Origin of the sequence: Psychrobacter sp. CLB018 (assembly GCF_041222815.1) — a bacterium.
GTDB classification, from domain to species: domain Bacteria; phylum Pseudomonadota; class Gammaproteobacteria; order Pseudomonadales; family Moraxellaceae; genus Psychrobacter; species Psychrobacter faecalis.
In genome coordinates, this window is record NZ_CP166085.1 from 97057 (window position 1) to 122512 (window position 25456).

Annotated in this window: 22 protein-coding genes and 1 riboswitch; of the genes, 11 read left to right on the forward strand and 11 right to left on the reverse strand. The window is 44.3% G+C overall.

Annotation, left to right across the window (positions count from 1 at the left end; genetic code table 11):
* Window positions 1–99: 99 nt before the first annotated feature.
* The 4 genes from AB8P72_RS00445 to AB8P72_RS00460 all read right to left on the reverse strand — a co-directional run bounded on the left by AB8P72_RS00445 (window position 100) and on the right by AB8P72_RS00460 (window position 3824).
* Window positions 100–678: a hypothetical protein gene (locus AB8P72_RS00445; protein ID WP_068407886.1), complete on the reverse strand. Its 579-nt coding sequence runs from the start codon at window positions 676–678 to the stop codon at window positions 100–102.
* Window positions 679–708: 30 nt separating this feature from the next.
* The gene (locus AB8P72_RS00450; protein WP_068407884.1) at window positions 709–1251 is read right to left on the reverse strand and encodes a hypothetical protein; all 543 of its coding nucleotides are present in this window, start codon (window positions 1249–1251) and stop codon (window positions 709–711) included.
* A gap of 125 nt (window positions 1252–1376) precedes the next feature.
* Window positions 1377–1634, reverse strand: a complete 258-nt coding sequence (locus AB8P72_RS00455) for a YheV family putative metal-binding protein (protein ID WP_068407882.1) — start codon at window positions 1632–1634, stop codon at window positions 1377–1379.
* Window positions 1635–3824 (reverse strand): M3 family metallopeptidase, encoded by a 2190-nt coding sequence (locus AB8P72_RS00460; RefSeq protein ID WP_068407881.1) that lies wholly within the window; start codon window positions 3822–3824, stop codon window positions 1635–1637.
* A gap of 463 nt (window positions 3825–4287) precedes the next feature.
* Between AB8P72_RS00460 and AB8P72_RS00465 the strand changes: the two genes are divergently transcribed.
* The 3 genes from AB8P72_RS00465 to AB8P72_RS00475 all read left to right on the forward strand — a co-directional run bounded on the left by AB8P72_RS00465 (window position 4288) and on the right by AB8P72_RS00475 (window position 7437).
* Window positions 4288–5400: a hypothetical protein gene (locus AB8P72_RS00465; protein ID WP_068407880.1), complete on the forward strand. Its 1113-nt coding sequence runs from the start codon at window positions 4288–4290 to the stop codon at window positions 5398–5400.
* Window positions 5401–5602: 202 nt separating this feature from the next.
* Entirely contained in the window at window positions 5603–6361 is a 759-nt protein-coding gene (locus AB8P72_RS00470) for an endonuclease/exonuclease/phosphatase family protein (RefSeq protein ID WP_068407879.1), read from the forward strand.
* Window positions 6362–6441: 80 nt separating this feature from the next.
* Window positions 6442–7437 (forward strand): NADP-dependent oxidoreductase, encoded by a 996-nt coding sequence (locus AB8P72_RS00475; protein ID WP_068407878.1) that lies wholly within the window; start codon window positions 6442–6444, stop codon window positions 7435–7437.
* A 45-nt stretch (window positions 7438–7482) separates the two neighbouring features.
* Here the strand turns inward: AB8P72_RS00475 and AB8P72_RS00480 are convergent, their stop codons facing one another.
* The 3 genes from AB8P72_RS00480 to AB8P72_RS00490 all read right to left on the reverse strand — a co-directional run bounded on the left by AB8P72_RS00480 (window position 7483) and on the right by AB8P72_RS00490 (window position 11057).
* Window positions 7483–8100, reverse strand: coding sequence for an alpha-ketoglutarate-dependent dioxygenase AlkB (locus AB8P72_RS00480; RefSeq protein WP_102077743.1), 618 nt, complete (start codon window positions 8098–8100; stop codon window positions 7483–7485).
* 40 nt (window positions 8101–8140) lie between these two features.
* Window positions 8141–9043, reverse strand: coding sequence for an alpha/beta fold hydrolase (locus tag AB8P72_RS00485; protein WP_102077744.1), 903 nt, complete (start codon window positions 9041–9043; stop codon window positions 8141–8143).
* A 64-nt stretch (window positions 9044–9107) separates the two neighbouring features.
* Window positions 9108–11057, reverse strand: a complete 1950-nt coding sequence (locus tag AB8P72_RS00490; protein WP_369957884.1) for an ABC transporter ATP-binding protein — start codon at window positions 11055–11057, stop codon at window positions 9108–9110.
* A gap of 327 nt (window positions 11058–11384) precedes the next feature.
* On the opposite strand from AB8P72_RS00490, the gene AB8P72_RS00495 reads away from it, so the two are divergent.
* Window positions 11385–12233: a hypothetical protein gene (locus tag AB8P72_RS00495; RefSeq protein ID WP_102077746.1), complete on the forward strand. Its 849-nt coding sequence runs from the start codon at window positions 11385–11387 to the stop codon at window positions 12231–12233.
* 160 nt (window positions 12234–12393) lie between these two features.
* Entirely contained in the window at window positions 12394–13284 is an 891-nt protein-coding gene (locus tag AB8P72_RS00500) for a fructose bisphosphate aldolase (RefSeq protein WP_102077747.1), read from the forward strand.
* Between the two features lie 86 nt (window positions 13285–13370).
* On the opposite strand, the gene thiC is transcribed toward AB8P72_RS00500, so the two are convergent.
* From thiC to argH, 3 genes are all read right to left on the reverse strand, one after another.
* Complete coding sequence (gene thiC, locus AB8P72_RS00505; protein ID WP_369957885.1) at window positions 13371–15350, reverse strand: phosphomethylpyrimidine synthase ThiC; 1980 nt, start codon at window positions 15348–15350, stop codon at window positions 13371–13373.
* A 262-nt stretch (window positions 15351–15612) separates the two neighbouring features.
* Window positions 15613–15735, reverse strand: a riboswitch (TPP riboswitch).
* 168 nt (window positions 15736–15903) lie between these two features.
* A complete protein-coding gene (locus AB8P72_RS00510) occupies window positions 15904–16194 on the reverse strand; it encodes an oxidative damage protection protein (protein WP_068407860.1) in 291 nt (96 codons plus the stop codon).
* A gap of 343 nt (window positions 16195–16537) precedes the next feature.
* On the reverse strand, window positions 16538–17911 hold the full coding sequence (gene argH / locus AB8P72_RS00515; RefSeq protein WP_102077748.1) for an argininosuccinate lyase: 1374 nt from the start codon (window positions 17909–17911) through the stop codon (window positions 16538–16540).
* Between the two features lie 218 nt (window positions 17912–18129).
* On the opposite strand from argH, the gene AB8P72_RS00520 reads away from it, so the two are divergent.
* Window positions 18130–19176, forward strand: a complete 1047-nt coding sequence (locus AB8P72_RS00520; RefSeq protein ID WP_369957886.1) for a sensor histidine kinase — start codon at window positions 18130–18132, stop codon at window positions 19174–19176.
* 262 nt (window positions 19177–19438) lie between these two features.
* Here AB8P72_RS00520 and AB8P72_RS00525 read toward each other — a convergent pair whose 3' ends face one another.
* Window positions 19439–20434: an IS4 family transposase gene (locus AB8P72_RS00525; protein ID WP_145958783.1), complete on the reverse strand. Its 996-nt coding sequence runs from the start codon at window positions 20432–20434 to the stop codon at window positions 19439–19441.
* Window positions 20435–20646: 212 nt separating this feature from the next.
* Here AB8P72_RS00525 and AB8P72_RS00530 point away from each other — a divergent pair, with 212 nt between their 5' ends.
* The 5 genes from AB8P72_RS00530 (at window position 20647) to AB8P72_RS00550 (ending at window position 25340) form a co-directional block, all read left to right on the forward strand.
* On the forward strand, window positions 20647–21384 hold the full coding sequence (locus AB8P72_RS00530; RefSeq protein ID WP_068407854.1) for a LytTR family DNA-binding domain-containing protein: 738 nt from the start codon (window positions 20647–20649) through the stop codon (window positions 21382–21384).
* Window positions 21385–21669: 285 nt separating this feature from the next.
* Window positions 21670–22701, forward strand: a complete 1032-nt coding sequence (hemC, locus tag AB8P72_RS00535; protein WP_193029918.1) for a hydroxymethylbilane synthase — start codon at window positions 21670–21672, stop codon at window positions 22699–22701.
* A gap of 121 nt (window positions 22702–22822) precedes the next feature.
* Window positions 22823–23791, forward strand: coding sequence for a uroporphyrinogen-III synthase (locus AB8P72_RS00540; RefSeq protein ID WP_238059963.1), 969 nt, complete (start codon window positions 22823–22825; stop codon window positions 23789–23791).
* Window positions 23792–23862: 71 nt separating this feature from the next.
* Complete coding sequence (locus AB8P72_RS00545; protein ID WP_193029920.1) at window positions 23863–24804, forward strand: hypothetical protein; 942 nt, start codon at window positions 23863–23865, stop codon at window positions 24802–24804.
* A 44-nt stretch (window positions 24805–24848) separates the two neighbouring features.
* Window positions 24849–25340 carry an acyl-CoA thioesterase gene (locus AB8P72_RS00550; protein ID WP_369957887.1) on the forward strand — a complete coding sequence of 164 codons (492 nt, stop codon included), beginning with the start codon at window positions 24849–24851 and terminating at the stop codon, window positions 25338–25340.
* Window positions 25341–25456: the final 116 nt, after the last annotated feature.

A 25456-nucleotide genomic window follows, 5' to 3' on the forward strand; every position in this document is an offset into this window, starting at 1 on the left:
GAATTAGTTAGATTTAAAAAAACCGCTTTGGTTGCTGATATTGGCAAACAAGGCGGTTTTTTTTATGCGCACAAAGAATAATGACAATGAGAAAATGATTTATATATTGATGTCTTTAGGAAGATGAATATCGATACGTAGCTTTGGTAAATCTTGTAGATGATGGGTGACAAGAGGCAAGATATTGCTAGACCAATCTAAAGCAATTGACGTTGTTATTTCACCGTTATCAGCAATATTATTTTGAGCAGAATTTTTTTGCGAATAATGAGCAATAAGCGGGCGCGCTAGCAATGCAATCCGGCGTATACCTTGATAACGTATTAAAGGTATTAGCTGCTGTTGTAAATCGACTAGAGCTGCGCTTAACCAGCTTGCCCTCGGTGAATGATAGGGATGATCCGATACGACAAGGTTGGCAATATAACTTGGTTGGCTACCGTTGCTACTGACGCCAAGCCCAGCTTGCTCACGTGCGCGCTTATGCATTAAACAGCTACCAACCATTAGGCTACCCTCGCGGCAGGCGCTAAAGTAACGTTGGTAATTGTCTGGATATAAGTTTTTGCTGCGCATAAGGATAGGATCTAGCAGGATACCGGCGTTATTCACCGGCAATATCAGCAGTTGGGCGCTGCTATTTAAAATAGGGGCGTGGGTAAGTTGTAGACTTGCCATTTATCTATTTGCCCCTCTGTGAAATGAATATTATTTTACACTGTTTTTCGCGCTTTCCGCAGCTTCTAATTGGGCAATTTGCTCCTCCAGCAGGGCGATTTGTTCTTCTTTCATCTCTGTCAACTGCTTATTCATTGCTAATTGCTCAGCGGCCAGCTTCTCTTGTTCGGCTAAGCGCTGACGCTCGTCTTCCAAGCGATCTATTTCTTCTTTTGCTAAACTATCATTTTCCGGCAAGGGCGCATTTAAAATAGCGTCGGGATTAGGGATTTGGCTGTTTGTAATTGCCGAGTCATCACTCTCTAAAGTTAGCTGGCTGTCATCTGATATATTGTCATTACTATCTAATGACGGGATATTTGCTTGCTCAGCACTATCTTGCTCAATAGAATCGGCAGTAGGTGGTGTGCTTTCGATCGGCGCCTTTTCAGTGTCTGGCGAATTGTTTTCCCAAACCAAATAACCAATCAATAAAGCCGCCACTATGATAATAAGCCACCATTTTTGACGCGATTTGGCAGACTTTTTCAGCGCTGACTTAGTCGATAAAGGACGTAGACGTTTTTTATTCATACGATGGTCGATTTCTGGCAAAAATATAAGTAGCCATACTATAACAAACTCAAAATAAAAAGCCCATCTATTGCTAGACAGGCTTTGTGCTATTAAAAATTAACGTTAACTATCAAATATGACTCTTATGGCTTGAATTTGACTGTACCACTGGTACCTGTCGACATGGCATCACGAGCAATCTGGTCCTCTAAATGGTTTTTAGCACTGATAGTATCAGGATCGGGGCGGTGCTCTGTATGTCCGCACTGCGTACATTCGATGTATTCATCAGGTTCGGGTACGACGATATTTACTTGCATCACAGCATCCATCGCCTGACATTTAGGACAGCGAACGCCTGCTAAAAACCGGCGCTTTGGCGTTGATGATTGATAGCGCATTTAGATGACCTCGCGCGTCGTTTGAACATTGGCTTTAGCAGTGGCGGCAGCATCATTTTTAGCAATGTCATTTTTAGCATTGTCAAAACCGCTATGCCGTAGTAAAGCATCGATGCTGGCGCTGCGACCGCGGAAGTTCTCAAAGTTGGTCTTAGCAGGAAAACTACCACCGACCGATAAAATAGTCTCGCGAAAGGCTTTGCCGGTAGTTGGGTTAAAGATACCTTCTTCTTCAAACTTACTAAACGCATCGGCAGACAATAGCTCCGCCCATTTATACGAGTAATAACCGGCGGCATACCCACCAGCAAAGATATGACTAAAGCCATTAGCAAAACGGTTGTAATCTGGCGTCTGCACAATCGCAATATCATCGCGCACGGCGTTTAACGTCGCCAAGATACCATCATAATCAAGTGCTGGCGTCTGCGCATGAATCAATAAATCAAAAAGTGCAAACTCGATTTGACGTAAGGTTTGCATGCCGCTTTGGAAGTTTTTGACCGCTAGTAGGGCGGCAAGTTTGTCTTTTGGCAAGGGTTCGCCGCTTTCAACATGGCTACTTATTAAAGCAATCCCTTCGGCATCCCACGCCCAGTTTTCCATAAATTGACTGGGCAATTCGACTGCATCCCACTCAACGCCATTGACACCAGCGACATCACCAACAGTTACTTGGGTTAATAAGTGATGTAAACCATGACCAAACTCGTGGAACAAGGTCAGTACTTCATCGTGAGTCAATAGGCTTGGTTTACCATCGAGGGCAGGGGTGAAGTTGCCGACCATAAAGCAAACCGGTAGCTGCTGATGGTTTTGCTCCGCATAGGTATAACGTGATTGAAAACCGCTCATCCACGCGCCGCCGCGTTTGCCGCTACGAGCAAATAAGTCAAAGTAAAAGCCACCAAGCAAGTGATCATCGGCGTCAAATAATTGATAAAAACGTACGTCATCGTGCCAGCGTGATACAGACTCACTGTGCTCTTGTACCTTGATACCGTATAAACGCTCGACGATCGTAAACAATCCGCTAATCACTTTCGGTAGTGGGAAATAAGGACGTATCTCCTCTTGCGATAAGCTAAATTCGCTCTGTTTTACTTTTTCGGCAATATAAGCGCTGTCCCACGGCTGTAGCTCAGTAATACCATAAGCCTGCGCATATTTTTGTAGCTGTGCTAAATCTTGCTTAGCAGCTGGAGTCGCTTGCGCCGCCAAATCCCGTAAAAAGGTTTCCACTTCCGTTACGCTATCTGCCATTTTGGTCGACAGTGACACTTCTGCATAATTATCAAAACCTAATAGCTTGGCTTTTTGCGCGCGTAATTGCAGAATTTGGCTCATGATATCGGCATTATTGAGCGACTCACCTTTGGCATTGGTATGCGCATCAAACTCAGAGGCGCGAGTAACATAAGCACGGTACAGCGTCTCACGCAGATTACGATCATCGGCATGGGTCATGACGGCAAGATAAACGGGGATGTTTAAGCTTGCAACATAATAAGGCGTCGGCAACGCATCAATTTGTGCTTGGGTGAGCTTATCGCTGGCAAGCTCGCGAGCTTTATATTGTTCGCCTGCGTCCGCTAATAGCGCCAAACCACTCTCAGTTAACCCTGCTAATTGGCTTTGCTCAAGCGGTAAGGCATACGCCTGAGTAGCATCCAAGATATGGTCTGAGAACGTCGCTGATAAAGTCGATAACTCACTTTGAATAGCAGCAAAGGTTTCTTGCTCAGCTTTGGGTAGCGCAACGCCTGATAGCTCAAAGCTACGCAGCGCAAGCTCAATTGCTCGCGCCCTTGCTGGGTCTAGTTCGGCAAAGAAAGCCTGATCATTGACGATCGTCTGATAGCGACTAAATAGCGGCTGATGCTGACCAACACGCGTGCCATAAGCAGACAGCTTGGGCAACAATTCATGATGGACATGACGAATCTCATCGCTACTCATCACGCTATTAAGATGCGACAAAATGCCCCAACTACGATCTAACGCCAGATTTATATGGTCAAAGCTCATCACCTCTGCCAACGCCTGCTCAGCGCTAAGCTTGCTATCTGCCGACATCTCATCTAAAAAACGGTTGGCAGCATCGATAGCACTGATGACCTGGCTTTGTAAGGCATCAGGTGTGGTACTGGAAAAATCAACAAGGTGTAGGTCTGGAGCAATAGAGTTCATAAAGAAAGGTATCCAATGTCTGTTAGTCAAGGTCTGTTAGTAATGAATAAATTATTATAATTTAGATAAAGTGCTATGAACGTTATTTAAAACGTAGTTTAAAACGTTATGTAAAGTAAAGGTTATCTAAAAGATGGGTATGACGCGGTTGAAATACAAGCCAGCGTTATAATTGGTTTTAGAGTGTTCATTTTATGAATGGGATTTTTAGAAATGTCCAATTGGATAATAACCTAGCGCTAATTATCGATATGACTGATAGTTTGCTAAGTTTCACTTACAAAGCGTCATCATTTACTTGCAAATTAACCCTACAGGGAGTGAGGACAAGTTGTTAGCATCTTAGTAATACAAGGACTTAATATAATAAATTAAACACAAGGCAGTTGTTAAAAATAATTTTCAAATTCTATGACAAACTTTGCGATACCAACCAATGATAATAAAATAAGGAGCAGTATTTATGAAAGCAACTCTTAAAAGTCTACGTGAGACCAAAGCCAATCCAGCGGTCAGTATTTTTGTCAAAACGCACCGTGAGCATCCTGACAATCAAAAAGATCCTATCGCCCTAAAAAATCAATTAAAAGTCGTCGAAGAGCGCCTAAACAACGAGTACGACAAAAGTACCGCCACCTCTATTTTAGAAAATATCCAGAATAAAACCAGTGACCTGAATCACAACTATAACTTAGATACCTTAGCCATATTTGCTAGCACTGACGATGCTCAAATCGTCCGTATGCCTATTGATACCAAAGAGCGCGTGATAATCTCTGATAGATTTGCAACACGTGATTTGGTGCGTGATATGGCTAGTGCTGTGCATTATTATACGGTGGTATTGACGCGTGATAAGGCGCGCTTGATTGAAGCGTCTAACGACCGTGTGGTCAAAGAGTTCGACCAAGATACCGATGCACAAAATAATATGGAAAACATTCCATTTCCTGTAGAAAATAATGGTTTATATACAACAGGTGATGCCGGCTCTGATCGCTCAGCGAACAACGAGAGTAGCTATCTAAAAGAATTTTTTAACCAAGTAGATAAGAGCGTCCAAGAGCTATGGGGCGAGAATAAAATGCCGTTAGTGATCGTTGGCGATGCCAAAAATATCGGTTACTATAAAGATGTTTGTGATCGTCCAGATAATATCATTGCTACCGTTTCAAATGCCACCAATTTAGAAGAAGGCAGCGCGCAGCATATCATTGATAGCGTACAAGAAGCGGTTGAAAATTATCGCTCGTCATTACATCAAGCCGCTATGGGTGAAATTGACAAAGCGCGCGGTGCCAATATGCTGCAAACAGATTTGCAAGAAGTTTACCGCAGCGCCTTCCAAGGTGTTGGCGAGACTTTATATGTCCGCCGCGGTTACATGCAACCGGCTATGATCGATGAAGCGGCGCAGACTCTAAGCATGGCTGATGATGCGACTGCCCAAGGCGTTACTGATGATGCCGTTGGTGAAATCATCGAACACGTCATTCATAATGGTGGCAAAGCCGTATTCATGCCGCAGGAGCTGATGGGTGCAGATCAGCCAATTGCTCTGGTAACACGCTACTAAGTGATGGCTGCTATTCGTTAATGAATTAGCCATCGTTACGACATAGGTATAATATGGGAGCATTGGTTCGATATGAATCAATGCTCTTTTTTATAATAACTTAGGTTTACGTTTATCTGATGACTGGTGTCATTTGATAAGTTTCTAATAAAGCGCTGTTCACCCTTACGCTATCCATACTGAGTTTATAACTGATAAATTTATGACTAATACCACCTCTTTTGTTTTAACTAGCTACAACATTCATAAAGGCATGTCGCCGATGAATCGCCAAGTGAAGATACAGGGTATCGCCCAAGCGCTTGATATCATTGGCTCAGATATCCTTTGCCTGCAAGAAGTGCAGGGTCAAAACCTCAAGCGTAATATGCAATATAACGAATATCCCGACCAATCACAGCACGAATGGTTTGGTGAATATTTGCAACTGCAAAACAGCTATGGCAAAAACTCAGAGTATGAAAACGGTCATCATGGTAATGCGGTGTTGAGTCGTTTTCCGCTAGATCCTAAACATAACGTCAATATTACGGTGAATAAACTTGAGCAGCGCGGTGTCCTGCATTGTGAAGTGCAGCCGCTAGGGTGGGAGATGCCGGTTGTGGTATTATGCGCCCATTTAAACCTCTTTGAGCGCGACCGCATCAAGCAGTACGAAGCCATCTCCAATTATGTGCGTAATGAGATTGCGCCTAATCAGCCGCTGATTTTGGCGGGCGATTTTAACGACTGGAAAAAAATGTCTTGTGACAGGCTCGCTTCAAGCTTGGGGATGACCGAAGCTTTTAAACACTGTCATGGCAAATTGCTACCAACCTTTCCAGCAAAATTGCCTGTGCTCAGTCTAGACCGTATCTATGTGCGCAATCTAAGGGTAAAAGACGCGTGGGTACATACCGGTAAGCCTTGGTCAACACTATCGGATCATTTGCCGCTAAGTGCAGAATTAGCATTGTTATGAATTGCTGTTATCAGTTAATGGATAACAAGTAAGAAACTAACCAAAAAAGAGAAATTAGAATAATACAAGGATGAAAAATCATGTCTGATAAACACCTACCAACGACGCAGCACGCCGTACAGATACGCGAGTTTGGCGAACCTGAAGTCATGACATATCAAGACGGCGTGGCTATGCCTGCATTAAAGGATAACCAAGTATTAATACAAGTCGCTTATGCCGGTATCAACCCCGTCGATTATAAAACCCGTCAAGGTAAAGGCTGGGGCGCCGATGCGATTCAAAAAAATAACTTTGATAAAGGCGAGCCCGCTATTTTAGGCTTTGATGTTGCAGGGATAGTGGTCAAAAGTAATAGCGATAAATTTATGATTGGAGATGACGTCGCGGCCCTTAGTTTTGATGGCAGCTGCTACGCTGAATACGTGGCGATCGATGCTGATTTACTGGCAAAAGTACCTGAGTCTGTGACATTAGAGCAAGCAGGGGCATTGCCTTGTATCGGGCAAACGGCGCTACAGTTTGTAGAATTTGCCAACATAAAAAACGCTGAGCATGTGGTGATAAACGCGCCAGCGGGCGGCGTTGGACATTTAGCGATTCAGTTTTTGCTGAAAAAGGTAGCGTCAGATAATATCAAAGTCACGCTTATTTGCTCACCAGAAAAATACGCCAAACTTGATAAATTGATAGATAAAAGCAAGTTGGAAGGTTGGATAGATTATACCAAAGACCAAGATTTTCCTGACTTACAAGCCGATGTACTGATGGACTTGGTCGGTGACGATGCCGGCGTGCGCGCTTTGAGCACACTCAAATCTGGAGGTCGCGTTAAAGTGTTACCGACCATTTGGGTTGATAAACTAAAAGCTGCCGGTAGTAATAAAAACTTGAGCGTCGATGGTTATGCGGTAAAGCCAAATGGCGAAGATATGGCAAAGGTTTTACAAGATGTCGCTGACGGCACGCTAATTTTACAAATTCAGCAAACTTATCCATTATCTGAAGTGGTCGCTGCTCACCGCGAGCTAGAAAAAGGCGATACCTTTGGCAAGATTGTGCTCAAAGCAAGCTAAGGCAGAGTTATTTAAGTTAAGCGAGGTTATTTAAGTTAAGCGAGTTTAATCTAATATCATTTGCCTAAAGGTTAAGCTAATACGTCCTTCTAAAACCGTTTTTGTTTTAGTAACAGTATGCTTCCAACATTTTTGCGTCTCACCATGCATGACGATAAGCTGACCGGACTCAAGATAAAGCTCGACTTTATCTTGAGTTTTTTTATGCTTTAAGACAAACTTGCGCGTCGCTCCGAGTGACAAAGAAGCAATAACTGGCTGATTGCCTAGTTCTTTTTCATCGTCGGCATGATACCCCATACCATCGTCGCCGGACGGATAGTAATTTAGCAGGCAAGAATTAAAGTGGGTATTGATACCGATTTTTAATAGTTGCCGCTCGATATGATGTTTCACATGAAACACTGAGTCTGTCCACTCAATGGCTTGCCGCCTGTGCCCCGAGTATTGATAACTGGCAGCACTGTCGCCCATCCATACTATTTGGCGAGTGGTGACATGCGTCTTACCAAATAATGTCACGATATCAGACTGCCAAGGTAGCGTCGTTAATAGGGCATAGTATAAGGCACTGGGATAATCGATAACGATACCTAAGTCATTAACTTTGCCATCATAAGGCAATAAATTATCGGTTGGCGCAGGGACAAAAAGGTCGCTCATTGCTTATATCCCATATATCCTACATTCCATATCGCTCGGCTTATTTATTGCTTTCATAATGCTCATTAATAATTTGCGCACACAGTTCAGGTGCTTCCATTGGCAAAAGATGACCGTAATCGGGCAAAGAGATAATGCTATCGGCGGGAACAAATCCTTGCCATTGTTTACGTACTTTATCATTGATAAACAAAGTCGGTTTGCCGGTGATTAAGGTATAAGGACAGCTGAGTTTTTTTAATGCCGCATCGATATGGGGCGCACCAAAATAGTTGGCAAGCTCTTGCTCGGGGGCAAACATCAAGCTATAGCTGCCATTGTTATTGGCCGTCAAACTTTGTTCAGCAAATACTTTTAAGTGCTCATCACTGATACGTTTATAAGCCCGTTGCGCGCGCAAATGCTCATAATAGTCATCGATACTTGCCCACGTCGATTGCTTGGTTAGGGTGCTTTTAAAAGGTTCACGGCTTAGCAATATCTTGCGCGGTAGTAAGTTATAAAGCGTTGCTTGTTTTTTAGTAAAGGTGACAGGCTCGATAAGATATAACTGCGAGAATAAATCGGGGCGTTTTGCTGCTGCTATAGCGGTCGCTGTTGCGCCTTGCGAATGCCCAATACCAACGATAGGCGCGTTTTGGGTTTTCTCTAAAAACTCAATCAGTATATCGGCATCTTGCTCACGGGTCAGACGCGGCGCTTGCGGCTTGTCATACCAATAACCACGTAGCGCCAGCGCCGATAAATCAAAATCCGTTGCGAGCTTATTTAATAATGGTGCATAAGTACCAACAGTAAAGCTGTTACCACCATAAAAATGAGCAGGCGGGCGTTTATGGTGGTTCGGTTTGTCTGCTTGATTTGCAGTTTGGTTCAACTGCTCTAAATCATAATAGCGCGCTTGCTTGCCACTGATATTAATACGTTTGGTAAAAGTTTCCATAAAAACTTCACTTCCTTGTGGTGGTTTTTTAACCGTTATCTTACATTTTATTGTTAACTTGCAATTAGCTGTCTTCGCCTAAGAAGCCGCCACTTTGACGCTGCCATAAGCGCGCATAAACGCCATTTAACGCCAGTAGCTCATCATGACTGCCTTGCTCGATGATACGGCCTTTATCCATGACCACCAATCTATCTAGCGCGGCAATGGTCGATAATCGATGGGCAATTGCAATCACAGTTTTGCCGGTCATGATATCGTTTAGGCTTTCGGTAATGGCAAATTCAATCTCAGAATCAAGTGCACTGGTCGCCTCGTCCAGTAACAAAATCGGCGCATTTTTTAGCATCACGCGTGAGATAGCGATGCGCTGACGTTGACCGCCAGAGAGCTTAACGCCGCGCTCGCCGACTTGTGTATCAAGACCGGTATTGCCTTTGTCATCGTATAAATCTTTAATAAAGTCCCACGCCTGAGCTTGCTTAGCAGCTGTAATGATTTCCTCATCGGTTGCGTCAGGACGACCGTAAGCGATATTTTCGCGCACAGTACGGTGCAATAACGAGGTATCTTGGGTGACCATACCGATTTGCTGACGCAGCGATTCTTGGGTAACTTCGTCAATCGCTTGCCCGTCGATATAGATTTTGCCTTTATCAACATCAAAGAAGCGCAGGAGTAGATTAACCAAAGTTGATTTACCAGCGCCTGAACGCCCAACCAGACCGATTTTCTCACCCGGTTTGATATCTAAGTAAAAGTTATCTAATAGCTTGGCGTATGAAGTTCCCGCTGCAGAATCCGCAGCAGGAATAACAGCATCTTCATGCGTGTTATCTAGAGGCTTGTCTGATTTATGCTTGTTTAAACCTGTGGCATCGTCTTCGCCTTCATAACTAAAATCAACATGGTCGAAAGCGATACGACCATCGCTGACTTTAAGGATAGCGGCATTTGGCTTATCAACGATGGTTTGCGGCGCAGATAAGGTGCGCATCCCGTCTTGTACTGTCCCGATACTCTCAAACAGGCTAGCAGTTTGCCACATAATCCAGCGCGTCAGGCCATTTAATCGCAGCGCCATCGCCGTGGCAGCGGCAATTGCGCCAACACCGACAGCGCTTTGTTGCCATAAATAAATTCCGATACCGGCCGTACTACTGACCAAAATCACACTGATTAAGTGGGTTGATACCTCAAGGTAGCTGACCCAGCGCATTTGCGCATGGACCGTACCTAAAAACTGTCCCATCGCGTTTTTGGCATAATCGAGCTCGCGGCGCGAGTGGCTAAACAGTTTAACCGTCATGATATTGGCATACGCATCAGTGATGCGGCCCGTCATTAACGCGCGGGCATCGGCTTGTACAATCGCCGTTTGTTTAAGTTTGGGAATAAAATACCACATCGCCAGCCACACCAAGACAAACCACACAATAAATGGAATCAATAATAAGCTGTCTAAATTAAATAAAATAATGCCAGAAGTAATAAAATAAACGGCGACGTACATAAACATGTCTGTGACCGTCATCACGGTATCGCGTACGGCCAATGCCGTTTGCATTACCTTAGCAGAAACGCGACCAGAGAACTCGTCTTGATAAAACTGCATCGATTGCCCAAGCATACGCTGATGAAAACGCCAGCGCATCTGCATCGGGAAGACGCCTTGCAAGGTTTGAAAATGGATAAATGACGATAGGGCAATCCAAAGCGGACTTAAAATCATCACGGCCAGTATCAAAAGCAGCATATCGCCTTTTTCTGCCCACAGATTTTGCGGCGTATAAACGCCAAGCCAATCGACGATATTGCCAATCCACGCAAATAGCATCGCTTCGTAGATACCGATACCAGCAGACAAAATCATAAATAGCAATAACCACCCGCGTAGCCCTTTGGTACATGCCCACATAAATTTGAGCATACCATCGCGCGGCGAGGGCAGCGGCATAGGCGTCTCAGGAAAGGCGGGCAGACGAGTTTCAAAAAAGCGAAATAAAGCGTTCATAGGCAGTCAAAGAGCATTCATAGCAGTACGCCAAGATAAACGCCGTCAAGCGCTATCGTGAATCGTTACTTTTGTTATTAGGATTGCTGGTTATTTTAACAAAATTCGTCCTCATGCCTGCATGCTAATTGTAAGCTGACAGGTAGAGCACACAATAATTAGATTGCTGTGGATGAAATGTTTTGTTACATTCCATCATTTCTTCTAGTTTGTTGCTTCCTTTTATTTATACGTTTTAATAATCGAAAAATCGGCTAATGAATGAGTATTCTTTTACTCCTACGAATAATAAACGCGCAAAGTTGCGACTTAACAAGGATAAAGTTGATGATGTATTTAACGATAGCGGTGCTCTGTAGCGTCGCTGTTTCCGTACTTTTAAAAATATTACGCCAAAAAAATATCGATATTCGCCAAACCATCGTGGCGGGATATCCCGTGGCATTTTTATTAACTTGGCTGTTATTAAAACCAGATGTTAGTAGTATCGGCGCACTTGGAAATGCTTGGGGTATCATTATTGCGCTTGGTATCTTGTTGCCAGCAGTGTTTGTTATTCTTGGGCGGGCGATTGAATCGGTCGGGGTGGTAGCAACCGATGCCGCCCAGCGTTTATCACTGATCATTCCTATCGTTGCTGCTTTTTTATTATTTGGCGAAGTATTAACGGGTACGCGCATATTTGGTCTGTTGTTAGGATTTTTAGCACTCGCTGCTTTGGTTTATCGTCCGCAGCACGGGCTTATAAATAGCCAAGCAAAGCAGACGCCACTTTGGTTATTTGGCGTTTGGCTCGGTTACGGCGTGATTGATATTTTGTTCAAACAAGTTGCCAAGCAAGGCGCGGCGTTTCCTTTAACTTTATTTGTGACCTTTGGGCTGGCAGGTTTGCTGCTACTCGTTTACCTGCTTAGCACGCGCGTGCGTTGGCAGGGCAATGCCCTTAGCGCAGGATTATTACTTGGCGCGCTCAATATGGGCAATATCTATGCTTATGTACGCGCCCATCAAGTATTGTCTGAGTCGCCAAGTATCGTCTTTACAGGCATGAACGTCGGCGTGATTGCGGTGGCAACCTTGATAGGGGTTGGGGTATTTAAAGAGCGCCTCAATCGTATCAATATCGTCGGTTTATTATTGGCGATTGGCTGTGTAGCGGTATTGTTTTTGCTTTAATAATGCCACTATGAAATAGGTAAAATTTTAACTTATCAACAATAGGCAGGTGGCATGTCCTATGATAAGGTAACTGACAGTCAGGCTCATACTATTGAGGGCTGATTGACTTATTATAATAACGTTTGACCCTTATTAATTAGGATAGGATACCCATTCAATGGAATACGAAAAACAACTACAGCATATAAAAAATGGCTCAGGATTTATCGCCGCGCTTGACCAAAGTGGTGGCAGCACGCCAAAAGCATTAGAGAACTATGGCGTCAGCGGCGATGCTTATGACAATGATGAAGCGATGTTTGATTTGGTGCATGAAATGCGCACCCGTATTATGACTTGTGATGCCTTTGATAATGAGCGTGTACTCGGGGCGATTTTATTTGAAGATACCATGGAGCGCGAGGTTAATGGCAAACCGACCGCCAATTACCTATGGGAAGATAAAAATATCGTACCTTTTTTAAAGGTAGATAAGGGTTTGGCTGAACACATGAACGGCGTACAGGTGATGCGTCCGATGCCAAATCTAGACTTGTTGCTGGATAAAGCAAAAAATTATCCGGTATTTGGCACCAAGATGCGCTCAGTCATTTATGAACCAAGTGTCGATGGTATCGAGCTTGTCGTCCAGCAGCAGTTTGATGTCGCAAAGCAAATTCTTTCTAAAGGTTTTATGCCGATCGTTGAGCCAGAAGTGGATATCAACAGTAGCAAAAAGCATGACTGCGAAATCATCCTTAAAACTAGTATTTTGCACAATCTTGAGTTTTTAGACGATGATCATCAAGTGATGCTAAAACTGACTTTGCCTGAAGAAGACGGATTTTATCAAGAGCTGATTGATCACCCAAAAGTGCTCAAAGTGGTTGCGCTATCAGGCGGTTACAGTCGTCATGACGCCTGTGAAAAGCTTAAACAAAACCCCGGTATGATTGCGAGCTTCTCGCGCGCTTTTACCGAAGGCTTAAATAAGCAACAAAGCGACGCAGAGTTTGCTGATACGATTAATACTTCTATTAAAGAGATTTACGAAGCGTCAAAGGTTTAATCTACTATAAAGATAAAACTGTTTGCAATAAAAAGCGCTACTTATGAGTAGCGCTTTTTTATGAATTAAGGATTAACGTTAATCGCTTAAACCTCTTTATACAACTGGCGACCCTCGGCATGATATTTTTGCGTCATCTCGTCCATGCCTTTTTTAATATCAGCGCGGCTCATCGCACTAGTAGCCTGAACGCCGTTTTCTTTTGCATCTAAACCTTTAGCATACTCGCGCACGTTTTGAGTGATTTTCATCGAGCAAAACTTCGGTCCGCACATTGAGCAAAAGTGCGCAGACTTGTGCGCATCTTTTGGCAGTGTTTCGTCATGATATTCACGCGCCGTATCAGGGTCAAGCGCCAGATTAAACTGATCATCCCAGCGGAACTCAAAACGCGCTTTGGACAAGGCATTATCACGTGCTTGTGCGCCCGGATGGCCTTTAGCAAGGTCGGCAGCATGAGCGGCGATTTTATAAGTGATGATACCGTCCTTGACGTCCTTTTTATTGGGCAAACCGAGATGCTCTTTTGGTGTTACGTAACAGAGCATCGCCGTGCCAAACCAGCCAATCATCGCTGCGCCAATGGCACTGGTGATATGGTCATAACCAGGCGCAATATCAGTGGTTAATGGCCCTAAAGTATAAAAAGGTGCGTCGCTACATAGCTCAAGCTGCAAGTCCATATTTTCTTTAATACGGTTCATCGCCACGTGTCCAGGGCCTTCAATCATCACCTGTACATCATGCTTCCATGCGACTTGCGTCAACTCACCTAGGGTACGTAGCTCACCAAATTGCGCTTCATCATTGGCATCTTGCAAACAGCCCGGACGTAAGCCATCGCCTAAGCTAAATGCCACATCATACTGCTTCATAATCTCGCAGATATCTTCAAAATGCGTGTATAAAAAGCTCTCTTTATGATGGGCCAAACACCACTGCGCCATGATAGAGCCGCCACGCGAGACGATGCCCGTCAAGCGATTGGCGGTTAGCGGTACATAACGTAGCAGTACGCCAGCGTGAATGGTAAAGTAATCAACGCCTTGCTCGGCTTGCTCAATCAAGGTATCGCGGAATATCTCCCACGTTAAGTCTTCGGCAACGCCATCGACTTTCTCTAAGGCTTGATAAATCGGCACCGTACCAATTGGCACTGGTGAGTTACGAATCAACCATTCACGGGTTTCATGGATATGATTGCCGGTCGATAAATCCATAATGGTATCGGCGCCCCAGCGCGTTGACCAGGTCATTTTTGATACTTCTTCATCGATAGATGAGCCGAGCGCTGAATTGCCGATATTGGCGTTAATTTTCACTAAAAAATTACGCCCGATAATCATCGGCTCAGATTCAGGGTGATTGATATTATTGGGGATAATGGCGCGGCCTGCGGCAACTTCGCTGCGGACAAACTCAGGGGTGATGATTTTTGGCGTATTGGCACCAAAGCTTTCGCCATCGTGTTGGCGCATATCGGTCAGTTCGTGCTGCTTTTGCGTCTCACGAATGGCGATATATTCCATTTCAGGCGTGATAATACCGCGACGCGCGTAATACATTTGCGTGACGTTCTTTCCTACTAAGGCGCGACGTGGTCTATCAATATGCGCAAATCTTAAGTTAGCAGTACTGATATCACGGGCGCGCGCTTGTCCGTATGAGCTAGATAAACCTTTTAACTGTTCAGTATCGCCGCGCTCAGCAATCCAGCCTTCACGCAGCTTTGGTAAGCCTTTGGTCAAATCGATCTCGACATTGGGATCGGTGTAAACGCCTGAGGTGTCGTAGACATAAAATGGTGGGTTTTGCTCCCAATCGTACTCGCTTACCCCTTGGATAGGGGTAGGGTCAAGGGTAATCTCGCGCATCGGTACTTGGATATCGGGCCGTGAGCCCCCGATATAGACTTTTTTAGAAGCTGGTAAGATGCGGTGTAAGTCGCGAGCGTCTTCTTCAAAACGCGCATCATTTGCGGTACGATGGGCAGGCGTTTTTAGAGCGTCGGCTTTTTTGTCAGAAGTTTTGGCAATAGGAGTTGAAGTATTTTGTGTGAGGTTCATATGCTGTCCTAGCGTGTTGGTTTTTGAATAAAAGCAACACCGCCAGTAGCTGCGGGGCAAGACGATGCAAGATAGACAAATTCAATCATTAAACGTCTGCACTATTATTAAATTCAACTTTCATTGAAAATGAATCTAATGCCGTTGTTAAATGATTGGTAGGCGCCGCTTTTTATTGCTTTCCTCATGGCCGCGTAAAAACGCTAGCACATGAAGTATGAGCAATAATAAAAAGGCATTTCTGCGCGCCCTTTGTATATAAAACATAGTCTTAAGACTTCCCTGCGTCGGTACTAACCGCATCAGGTTCGGCGGGTGATCTCTCAGCGAATGTATGAAATAGCTTAAACTAAGCTTGTCATACACCGCACCCCGAGTCTGTCAGTGTTGTAAATCAGTCTCATACTAACAAACTATAGGGATGATGCCTAGTCATTTGCCGTTTGTTAGTAGAGAGGCAATCTTGCTGTTATTAATGTAATCACTGTCTTTTAATCAATGACAGCTTTTCAATTAATGACATTCTTTTTAATTAATAAAATCACCGTGCGTATTATTTTTCTGGTGTCCAACCTTGCGCGCGCTCGTAGTCTTCATTGTCCAAAAACTTCTCGCGTTGCTCAGTTAAGAACTTTTTGGCTTCAGGGTCCATCATGCTGAGATGGTTTTCGTTAATCAGCATGGTTTGCTGCTCAAGCCATTCTTTCCAAGCTTTGTCAGAAACGGTTTCTTGTAGCTCTTGACCTTTTTTATTAGGAAATGGCGGATGCGGCATTTTTGGCAATTCCTGCTTATATTTGCGGCAAAATACGGTATTGGCTTGTGGATTAAAAGTCTCAGTCATCAGGCAATCCTCATTAATTAGTGGTATTAAATTATCGTGTCGAATATTGGTAATCTATCATAACGCGCTTGCACGATTTAGCAAAGCGTATCAGGTGTAGAGAAGGTAACATCAAATCTATAGTCGGCGTACTTTTAAACCGCTACGGTGTTGCTCGCCCTAGATGTACTCAGTGTACTATCTGCGGTAGATCGCCTTGTAGCGATTTTAAATTTCCTTGACTATATCCAGTGCTGGCAAAATCAGGCATGACAAAAAAACACCCGCACAATGGCGGGTGTTAGAGAAAAGCGCTAGTTTTAAAGCACAGTTTTATTGCTAGCTTCAGCTTTAAAAAAGGCTTTTAAGCAAACGATTTTAGGCGCGCACGTCCATTAACCACCGCCTGTTTGACTTGATTTGGCGCGGTGCCACCTAAGTGGTCACGAGCAGCCAATGAGCCTTCTAACGTTAAGAAGTCAAAGACATCATCACCAATGGCGTCGCTAAATTGCTGAAGCTGTGCCAGTGATAAGTCATTTAAATCAACGCCCTCACGAATGCCCAAAGCAACGGCATTGCCGACCACTTCATGGGCATCACGGAATGCCACCCCTTGGCGTACCAAATAATCGGCTAGGTCAGTCGCCGTTGCATAGCCTTTCATGGTAGCAGCGCGCATGTTTTCCTTATTCGGAGTAATATTCGGTAGCATATCAGCAAAAGCGAGTAGCGAACCCGTCAAAGTATCGACGCAATCAAATAGCGGCTCTTTGTCTTCTTGGTTGTCTTTATTATAGGCAAGTGGCTGGCTTTTCATCAGGCTTAATAATGTCATCAATTGGCCAAAAACCCGCGCCGCTTTACCGCGTACCAACTCTGGTACGTCAGGGTTTTTCTTTTGCGGCATAATAGATGAGCCAGTACAGAAGCGATCTGGTATTTGCACAAAGTTAAATTGCGCTGACATCCATAGGATAATCTCTTCGCTCATACGCGACATATGCATCATCAAAATAGAAGCTGCCGAGGTAAACTCAATGGCAAAATCACGGTCTGAGACGGCATCGAGCGAGTTTTGGCAAATACCTTCAAAACCTAGCAATTTGGCCGTGATGGTACGATCGATTGGAAAGGTCGTGCCAGCAAGGGCAGCGCTACCAAGCGGCATCTGATTGATACGGCGACGGGCATCGACCAGACGCTCGGTATCGCGGTAGAGCATCTCAAACCATGCCATCACGTGATGACCAAAGCTCACTGGCTGCGCGGTTTGCAAATGGGTAAAGCCCGGCATAATGGTGTCGGTATGCTGTTCGGCTAAATCTAGTAAACCGCTTTGCAAACGTACCAGTAGCGCGATGATATTGTCGGTTTCTTCACGCAACCATAGACGAATATCGGTCGCAACCTGATCGTTACGGCTACGGCCAGTATGTAGTTTTTTGCCAACCGCACCGACGATATCCGTCAAGCGCGATTCGACGTTCATGTGCACGTCTTCGAGCGCAATCGACCAGTTAAACTCCCCAGCTTCAATCTCGCGCAGCACCTGCTGTAAGCCATCGATAATGGTCGCAACCTCATCAGCACTTAAAATGCCGCATTCTTTCAGCATGGTTGCATGGGCGATTGAGCCTTGGATATCGTGACGCGCAAAGCGTTGGTCAAAGCCGACGGATGCAGTAAAGGCGGCAACGAAGCTATCAGTCGCTTCACTAAAGCGCCCGCCCCACATCTGCTGACCTTGACCACCTGTAGCGCTTTGCAGCGCAGGAGTGTTGGTTATAGAAGCATCTATGCTAGAATCAGGAGTAGATGAATTTTTATTTGAATTAGGATTAATACTATTTGAAGAGTTGGCGTTCATATCAGTTCAAGACAAGTCAAGAGAATAAGAACTCAAGTATAGCAAATGATGAGGTTGCCTTACTAGCGGAGCGCTTAGAGTTTTTTATGCCCAAGCTCATGGAGATGATGAAGCCTTGGCAATGGCTGCTGGCAATCTTTTTTTGGTCGCTGTTTGTGGCGATTGTCGATCGGCATAGCGTGGTCAATGAAACGCAGTTTATCATCAAGTTTATGGCAAGATTTATCCAAACCAGCTTGGCCTTGATTCCTTCTTTTTATCTCATCGATTATCTACGTCCAGTTTTTAAAGGCTTACGCGTAACGACCGTCAGTATGTATGTTTTACTCATTTTGACCACTGCCACGGCGGTGACCGTCGCGTTGGCCTTGCTAATTATGATAAACGCTGGCTGGTTTAACTATAACTTGGCGGACTTTATCTCAATCATTGTATTTAATACGGTGATTGCCGCCGGATTTACCATTGCCGCCTTGCTGTTTTTTTTACGCCGTTATCGTGAGCTAAATGCACTAAAGCACTCATTTGAGCAAAAATTGAGAGCCCAAAATGATGTGTTAAAAGCTCGCCTAGCGCCGCATTTCTTTTTTAATACTATCAATACTTTGATGTCGCTGATTGAGTCTGAGCCGCAGCGCGCCGCTGTTTTATTGCAGCACGTCTCAGCGCTCTTTCGTGCCAGTTTTAATGGCGCGCGTGAGATCAGCTTTGAAGAAGAGATTGCCCTGTGTGAGCATTATTTGGCCATTGAATCCATCCGCTTAGCAGATAAATTGGTAGTAAACTGGCAATTGCCAAAAGAAGACGTCATGTATGACATGGTGATTACCGCTTTAACCTTACAAAGCGTGATTGAAAAAATGCTAGTGAACGTCATTAGGATGACCACCGAAACCATTTATATTGATATAAAAGTCACTTGGTTGCAGCATCGGGTCGACATTACCATTAGCGTGCAGCTGCCGAAAAAAACCTTGTTGATTAACCATGACTTACGCCAACATATGGATTTTATGATTCAGGCGCAACGTCTGCGCGCCTATTTTGGTCAAAGTGCCGACATCCAAAACAGCATCATGAATAAACAAATTCTTACTAATATTAGCTATCCGCTGCAAGATGTCAGTTTATAATTCTTGTTCTTTAAAACAGTTGCTCTAGTTGCTATGCATGAGCCAATTATCGCCAAGCATTTATCGTGGCATATTTATTGCACCGTCAAAGCTGTTATGCACGGCTAAAGCATTTAAACGGCAAAGTTAGATTCGTGGCTTGCACAAGTGCGGCAGTTGGTTTATAACTTAAGTAGGGAGTTGCATTCTTACTAAGGGATGAGTGTTAAAGATTGATAGGTTATTAATACTTTAAAAGATTTCTCTGCACACGACAAAAAAATCATCCCCACCCGATTTTCATAGGTTTAGGGGTTAAAAAGCTAACTAACTGTCGAAATACAGTCTTATCATTGTTAAAGAACACCAAGTGAAGGCCCTCAATCAACACATCCAGGCCAAGCGCAAACAAACTGGCTTGAGGTCGAGCGTTTGACTTTAACTTGCGCTTTAACGGCTTATCTTTGTCTTTATAAATACCGACATGATAAGCCCAACAAAATGCTAAGGCGTTCACTGCGACTAATTTACTGACCCGATCAAGATGGGTTAAGTGGGTATCTTCAAGATTAAAGCCACGGCCCTTTAGACAAGCAAATAAAGTCTCAATCTCCCAACGCTTAGCATAGCTTGTCATCGCATCCACTGTTTCTAGTTGATTGGTGGCCACAATCACTAAACCATAGTCTTTATCACGCTTGGCAAATACTCGAACCAAACAACCATCGACAGTCAGTATTCGTCCATGTCGATATGTTTCTTGATGGCTAACATGGCGTAATAACTCTTTAATCTGTACCAACTTGCCATGATGATTCTTAACTTTACTGTTCTTCTTAATCCGTATGGCAAAGGGTATGTGATTATTGGTGAGCCAGTTAAACCATTTTTCGCCAACAAACTCTCTGTCTGCTACTATCATCTCAAGGTTATCTTTGCCAAATTGTTTGATAAACCGCTCAATAAGTTCACAGCGTTCAAGATGGTTTGTATTACCTCGCTTATCTAGCATTTGCCAGTATAAGGGGATGGCTATCCCTTTATATACCACCCCTAGCATAAAGATGTTGAGGTTACTTTTACCCCATTTCCAGTTGGTGCGGTCAATGGTTAAGGTGACTTTGCCTAGCCCAAATAGTCGATATATCATTAAAGCCAGTTGATCGTAGTCTATCCTCGCTTCGGCAAAAAATCGCTGTAGTCTGCGATAGTGACTGTCGGTCTTGCCACCCTTAGGAAGGTGTCTTGCTATTTTTTTTAAGATTACTGCTTTGAGCAGTAATCAGGGCTATTATCATTAGGCTCAAACAATTGATTCTTGCCTTGTTCATGCTCAGGTTTTGGGTTAAAGTTTCACTAAGTCTGTTAAAGTTTGGCATGGTCTGATTCGTCTTAAAAATTACTATTATGCCTTTGCTTTAACAGACTTTTTTGTTTTTTTGTCGTGTGCAGAGAAAAGATTTATAAGTAGGCACTTATAAAGGAGTTTGGATGCGGATTGTTGTTTGTGATGATGAGCCCTTAGCTCGCGAGCGTTTGGTTAGAATAGTCAAAGAGTCAGGTCATGAAGTGGTTGCCCAAGCTAAAACCGGCATTGAGGCCATTATCGCCGTAAAATCTGAGCAACCAGACATTATATTGCTCGACATTCGCATGCCAGAGATGGATGGCGTCGAGTGCGCGCAAGAGCTTGCAACGTTAAACCATCCACCCGCCATTATCTTTGTCACGGCGTATGACCATTATGCCATCGCGGCGCTCAAAGCCAACGCCATCGGTTATCTGTTAAAACCTGCCAACAAAGATGAATTACTCGAGGCGCTAAAAAAAGCCACCAATCTCAATGCGGCGCAATTAAACGAGATTCGCAAACTTGAGAATCCAACCGCGCGCCCAGTGCGCGAACATATCGTGGCGCGTACCCACCGCGGTGTAGAGCTGATTGAGCTCAAAGACATCTATTATTTTACCGCCGATCAAAAGTACGTCAAAGTACGCCACAAAGACGGCATTGTACTTATTGATGATACGTTAAAAGAGCTTGAGCAAGAGTTTGAAGGCAAGTTATTTCGCGTCCATCGCAACGCCATTATCAATATTAAATATCTAGACTTTTTAGAAACACTCGATGCCGGACAGTTTCAGCTGCACTTTAAAGGTATTGATGAGACCCTAGCAGTCAGCCGCCGTCATCTACCAGCATTACGTGAAAAAATTCAGAATATGTAGCGGCAAACTGTCTACAGGTAAACCATCCTAGAAAGCACTAAGCAGCAAGCGCAGTAATCTGTTGAAATAATCCTGCCATATCATCAAACCCTTATTTATGCTTAAATAGGGGTATTTTTTTGTAGCATTCAGTTTAAAGACATTTAACGTTTATATTGAATGCTACATTCGCATTATTGTAAAGATACTGAATCCTTCGTTGTTGAGCGACCGTTGTTGAGCAATTGTCGTTAAGTAACTGTTATTCACCAACGCGATTTTATATCGAATCTATTGAGGCCTTTTATGAGCACCATGCAGCAACCTGCTTTGACTACCTTAAATATTGCTACCCGCCAAAGTCCATTGGCATTATGGCAAGCGGAGCATATTCGTGACCGCTTACTGGCGCTGTATCCTGAGCTAACCATTAACCTGCTAAAAATTGTCACCAAAGGCGATAAGATTTTGGATACGCCGCTGGCTAAAATTGGTGGTAAGGGTTTGTTTGTTAAAGAGCTCGAGCAGGCGTTATATGATAAACAGGCAGATATCGCGGTACATTCTTTAAAGGACGTGCCGATGGAATTACCAGAAGGCTTGACGCTTGGTGTTTATTGTAAACGCGCTTCGCCAACCGATGCCTTTGTATCGAACACTTATCATAATATCGATGAATTGCCACAGGGCGCAGTGGTTGGTACCGCAAGCTTGCGTCGTCAATGTCAAATCAAAGCCTATCGCCCCGATTTGCAAATCAAGACCCTGCGCGGCAACGTTGGTACGCGTTTAGGTAAGCTTGATGCCGGCGAGTATGACGCTATTATTTTGGCAACCAGTGGTTTACAGCGTATCGAGCATGACGAGCGCATTCGTAGTGAGCTGGATATTGATATTTGCTTGCCAGCCGTTGGTCAAGGGGCACTTGCGATTGAATGCCGCGAAGGTGACGACGAAGTTCTAAAGTTATTGGCACCGTTAAACGATGACAAAGCTCGTATCCGTCTTATCGCTGAGCGTGCGCTAAACCGTCATTTACAGGGCGGTTGCCAAGTACCGATTGCCGCTTATGCGGTATTACAAATGGCTGATGCAGACGACGATAGCAAAAACAATGGCCAAAACGGTAATAACGACAATGGTAATGTATTATGGCTACGCGGCCGCGTCGGTCAAGAAGACGGTAGCGAGCTACTCAAAGCTGATAAACGCTTGACCTTAACTGGCAGTCAAGTCGAACAAGAAGCGCAAGCCAATCAATTAGGTATTGACGTGGCTGAGATGCTACTAGAAATTGGTGCGGGTGATATTTTATCAGCGATTTATCAATCTAAATAAAGCTTAAAATAAATCACCTTTAAGTGGCATAACAATAAAATGTCGCTAGCCATTTACGCATAAAGTCGCTGCAATGACTGTATGCGTAAGCTCACTTTTTAACTTCTGTTACGGTATGTTTATGTCTTGGTCATCCTCTGAGTCTACTGCTTCAAACCAAACCATTAATAAGCAAGCATCTCTGCCGCCAGTGGTCATCAATACGCGCCCCATTGAACGTGCGGCGCCGCTGACCAATCATTTGCAAGCGGCAGGATTTTCAGTAGTTGATATACCGATATTGACCTTAGAGATGCGTCCAACTACCGAGCAAGACATGGCTTTGATGCGCCAATGGTTTGCCGGTGATTATCAGGCGCTGGTTATTGTAAGTCCGACAGCGGCAGCTTCTGGCTTAGCCGTTTGGCAGGCGCTTGAGCATGAGCGCCAAGCTCAGCTGGTTGAGGGAGCTAATAGCACGCAACAGGACGCTAGTTTTAAAGGTTTAAAAGCGCCAAGCCATCTGATAGCGGTAGGAGAGGCGACTGCAGCGGTATTAAATGACGCCAAACTCGATGCGGCGAATTATCAAGTATTGCAACCTCTGATTGCTAATAATGAAGGTATGTTAGCAATGCCAGAAATTGACAGCCTGCAGGCTGGTGATAGGCTGTTGGTATGGCGCGGGCTTGGCGGGCGGCGTTTATTGGTCAATACTTTACAGGCGCGCGGTGTCCATATCGATAGTATTGCTTGGTATGAGCGCAAAATGCCCAATGATGCTATGGCGCAGTATAAAGAGTGGCAGTCCCAGTATCTTAGCCAACAGTCTGAGCAGCCAAAACCTATCGTGATTGTCAGTAGTGGCACAGCGTTTGAGCATTGGCAAGCGATTGTTACAGAGGTGTCAGCGCAGGATTTAGAAAAAAGAACAACTGCAGAAAAGCCAAACCATGCGCCATTGCTGCTCAACGATTTTGCTTATGTCGTACTAGGCGAGCGCTTAGCCAATATGGTCGCTGGTCAGGATTTAAGTTATTGGCGCGTGGAAGATTTGGCGCCCGAAACCATTTTTGCGGCAATCCATACACCGCTAGTCGGTTGCAGTTAAAAAACACTTCCTTTTCTCAAGCCATTTATTTTATATTTACTGAAAAAATTATTCACCAACGGTGCTGCCTTATGTCCATGAATTCTGACTCGTTAGTTAAGGAGCCTTCTGCTATTCAGCAGCGCCGGCAAGCAAATATGTTTTTGCTACGTTTGCAATGGCTGGTCATATTATTGCTTATTGCTGCTCTGCTGTGGTTGTTTATTAGTCAGCAGCGCTTTGAGCACAGTATAAATGAGCGCTTGCAAAGTAATGAGCAAGTCGTCAGCCGCCTAAATGAGATGGACGATCGCATCTTTGCGATGAGTCAGCAGACGCTGCCAGAGCCGCGCGTCGCTGCTAGTAGCCAAGCGCAAAACCAGCTTGATTTATTGCGCATTCAGATACAGGCGGCTGATAGATTGTTGGCGGATAATAACGAGAGTGCGGCGATTGATTTGTTGCGCGGTCTGCATTGGCAACTGTCTCAAAGCAGTAATGAGATTGCCCCTGCGCTTACCGTGGTAATCAAGCAAAGTTTAATGAAAGACATTGAACGCTTGCAAGCAAGAAGCTCGCAGCCGAGTCCTTGGCAGTTACAAAACTTAGCCATTCAAAATATCCAAGCGTTTTTACATAGTTATCAGCGTCCTGCTCGTGCAGCTGGCGCGTCTAATACTAGCGCTAACGATGTCGGCATAACCCGTAAAGAGCTTATCATTCATGAAGTGATTATGACTTTAAACCTTGCCAGTCAAGCAAGCAATATGCGTGAAAAAGATCAGCTGATTGGCTATCTGCGGCAAGCACGTAAACAGCTACAAACCTTAGTAGATACGTCTGCGTCAAAATCCGCTACCGATAATAAAAACGCTCAAACAACGAGCAACGCAACTTCTAAAGATAAAGATCAAACCAAATCTGCCCCTCATAATACCGCAGAAGTTGTCGACTGGTTAGATCGCCTGATTGCCACGGCGCCACAGCCAACGCCATTATTGACCACGCAAATTTTAGATAAGCCTAAGCGTTAATTGTCGTTTTTGAAATTCTATAAAAAAATAAGAGAAATGCAGTGATGAGTGCTTTTGAACAACACACAAACGTAAATAATAATAGCGTAGATGACAACCGTCCTAGTGAGCTAGCGCATTATCCAATTATTCATCAGCAGCCGATCCACTGGGGCGAGATGGATGCCTTTAATCATCTAAATAACGTGGTCTATTATCGTTATGCGGAATCAGCACGGATTGGTTACCTGCAAGCGCTCGGTATGTTTGATGGCAGTATGGTGACGGTATTGGCGCAATCAAGCTGCCAATATTTACGCCCGGTGACCTATCCCGATACGTTATTACTAGGCGTGCGTTGCCAGCATTTGGGTAATACCAGTATTGTGATGGAATATAGCTATTATAGCTGCGCTCAAGAAGCGATTGTCGCGACCGCTGATGCCGTTATCGTCCGTTTAGACAGTGATGGTAAGGATAAATTGCCGTGGAGCAATGAGGAGCGTGAGCGTTTATTGGCACTAGAGGCAAAATTTAATCATACGCCCGAACTTTAAAAAATTTAAAAACTTTGAAAAGTCGGCCAAATTATTAAGTATCAATATCACTAAAATGATACCGTTAAAAATAAAAAGGCACGCTAAATACTATTAGCGTGCCTTTTTTATGTTGC

Coding starts and splice junctions, on each gene's coding strand:
- AB8P72_RS00445 (WP_068407886.1), bottom strand. CDS start 678: ATGGCAAGTCTACAACTTACCCACGCCCCTATTTTAAATAGCAGCGCC.
- AB8P72_RS00450 (WP_068407884.1), bottom strand. CDS start 1,251: ATGAATAAAAAACGTCTACGTCCTTTATCGACTAAGTCAGCGCTGAAA.
- AB8P72_RS00455 (WP_068407882.1), bottom strand. CDS start 1,634: ATGCGCTATCAATCATCAACGCCAAAGCGCCGGTTTTTAGCAGGCGTT.
- AB8P72_RS00460 (WP_068407881.1), bottom strand. CDS start 3,824: ATGAACTCTATTGCTCCAGACCTACACCTTGTTGATTTTTCCAGTACC.
- AB8P72_RS00465 (WP_068407880.1), top strand. CDS start 4,288: ATGAAAGCAACTCTTAAAAGTCTACGTGAGACCAAAGCCAATCCAGCG.
- AB8P72_RS00470 (WP_068407879.1), top strand. CDS start 5,603: ATGACTAATACCACCTCTTTTGTTTTAACTAGCTACAACATTCATAAA.
- AB8P72_RS00475 (WP_068407878.1), top strand. CDS start 6,442: ATGTCTGATAAACACCTACCAACGACGCAGCACGCCGTACAGATACGC.
- AB8P72_RS00480 (WP_102077743.1), bottom strand. CDS start 8,100: ATGAGCGACCTTTTTGTCCCTGCGCCAACCGATAATTTATTGCCTTAT.
- AB8P72_RS00485 (WP_102077744.1), bottom strand. CDS start 9,043: ATGGAAACTTTTACCAAACGTATTAATATCAGTGGCAAGCAAGCGCGC.
- AB8P72_RS00490 (WP_369957884.1), bottom strand. CDS start 11,057: ATGAACGCTTTATTTCGCTTTTTTGAAACTCGTCTGCCCGCCTTTCCT.
- AB8P72_RS00495 (WP_102077746.1), top strand. CDS start 11,385: ATGATGTATTTAACGATAGCGGTGCTCTGTAGCGTCGCTGTTTCCGTA.
- AB8P72_RS00500 (WP_102077747.1), top strand. CDS start 12,394: ATGGAATACGAAAAACAACTACAGCATATAAAAAATGGCTCAGGATTT.
- thiC (WP_369957885.1), bottom strand. CDS start 15,350: ATGAACCTCACACAAAATACTTCAACTCCTATTGCCAAAACTTCTGAC.
- AB8P72_RS00510 (WP_068407860.1), bottom strand. CDS start 16,194: ATGACTGAGACTTTTAATCCACAAGCCAATACCGTATTTTGCCGCAAA.
- argH (WP_102077748.1), bottom strand. CDS start 17,911: ATGTGGGGCGGGCGCTTTAGTGAAGCGACTGATAGCTTCGTTGCCGCC.
- AB8P72_RS00520 (WP_369957886.1), top strand. CDS start 18,130: ATGCCCAAGCTCATGGAGATGATGAAGCCTTGGCAATGGCTGCTGGCA.
- AB8P72_RS00530 (WP_068407854.1), top strand. CDS start 20,647: ATGCGGATTGTTGTTTGTGATGATGAGCCCTTAGCTCGCGAGCGTTTG.
- hemC (WP_193029918.1), top strand. CDS start 21,670: ATGAGCACCATGCAGCAACCTGCTTTGACTACCTTAAATATTGCTACC.
- AB8P72_RS00540 (WP_238059963.1), top strand. CDS start 22,823: ATGTCTTGGTCATCCTCTGAGTCTACTGCTTCAAACCAAACCATTAAT.
- AB8P72_RS00545 (WP_193029920.1), top strand. CDS start 23,863: ATGTCCATGAATTCTGACTCGTTAGTTAAGGAGCCTTCTGCTATTCAG.
- AB8P72_RS00550 (WP_369957887.1), top strand. CDS start 24,849: ATGAGTGCTTTTGAACAACACACAAACGTAAATAATAATAGCGTAGAT.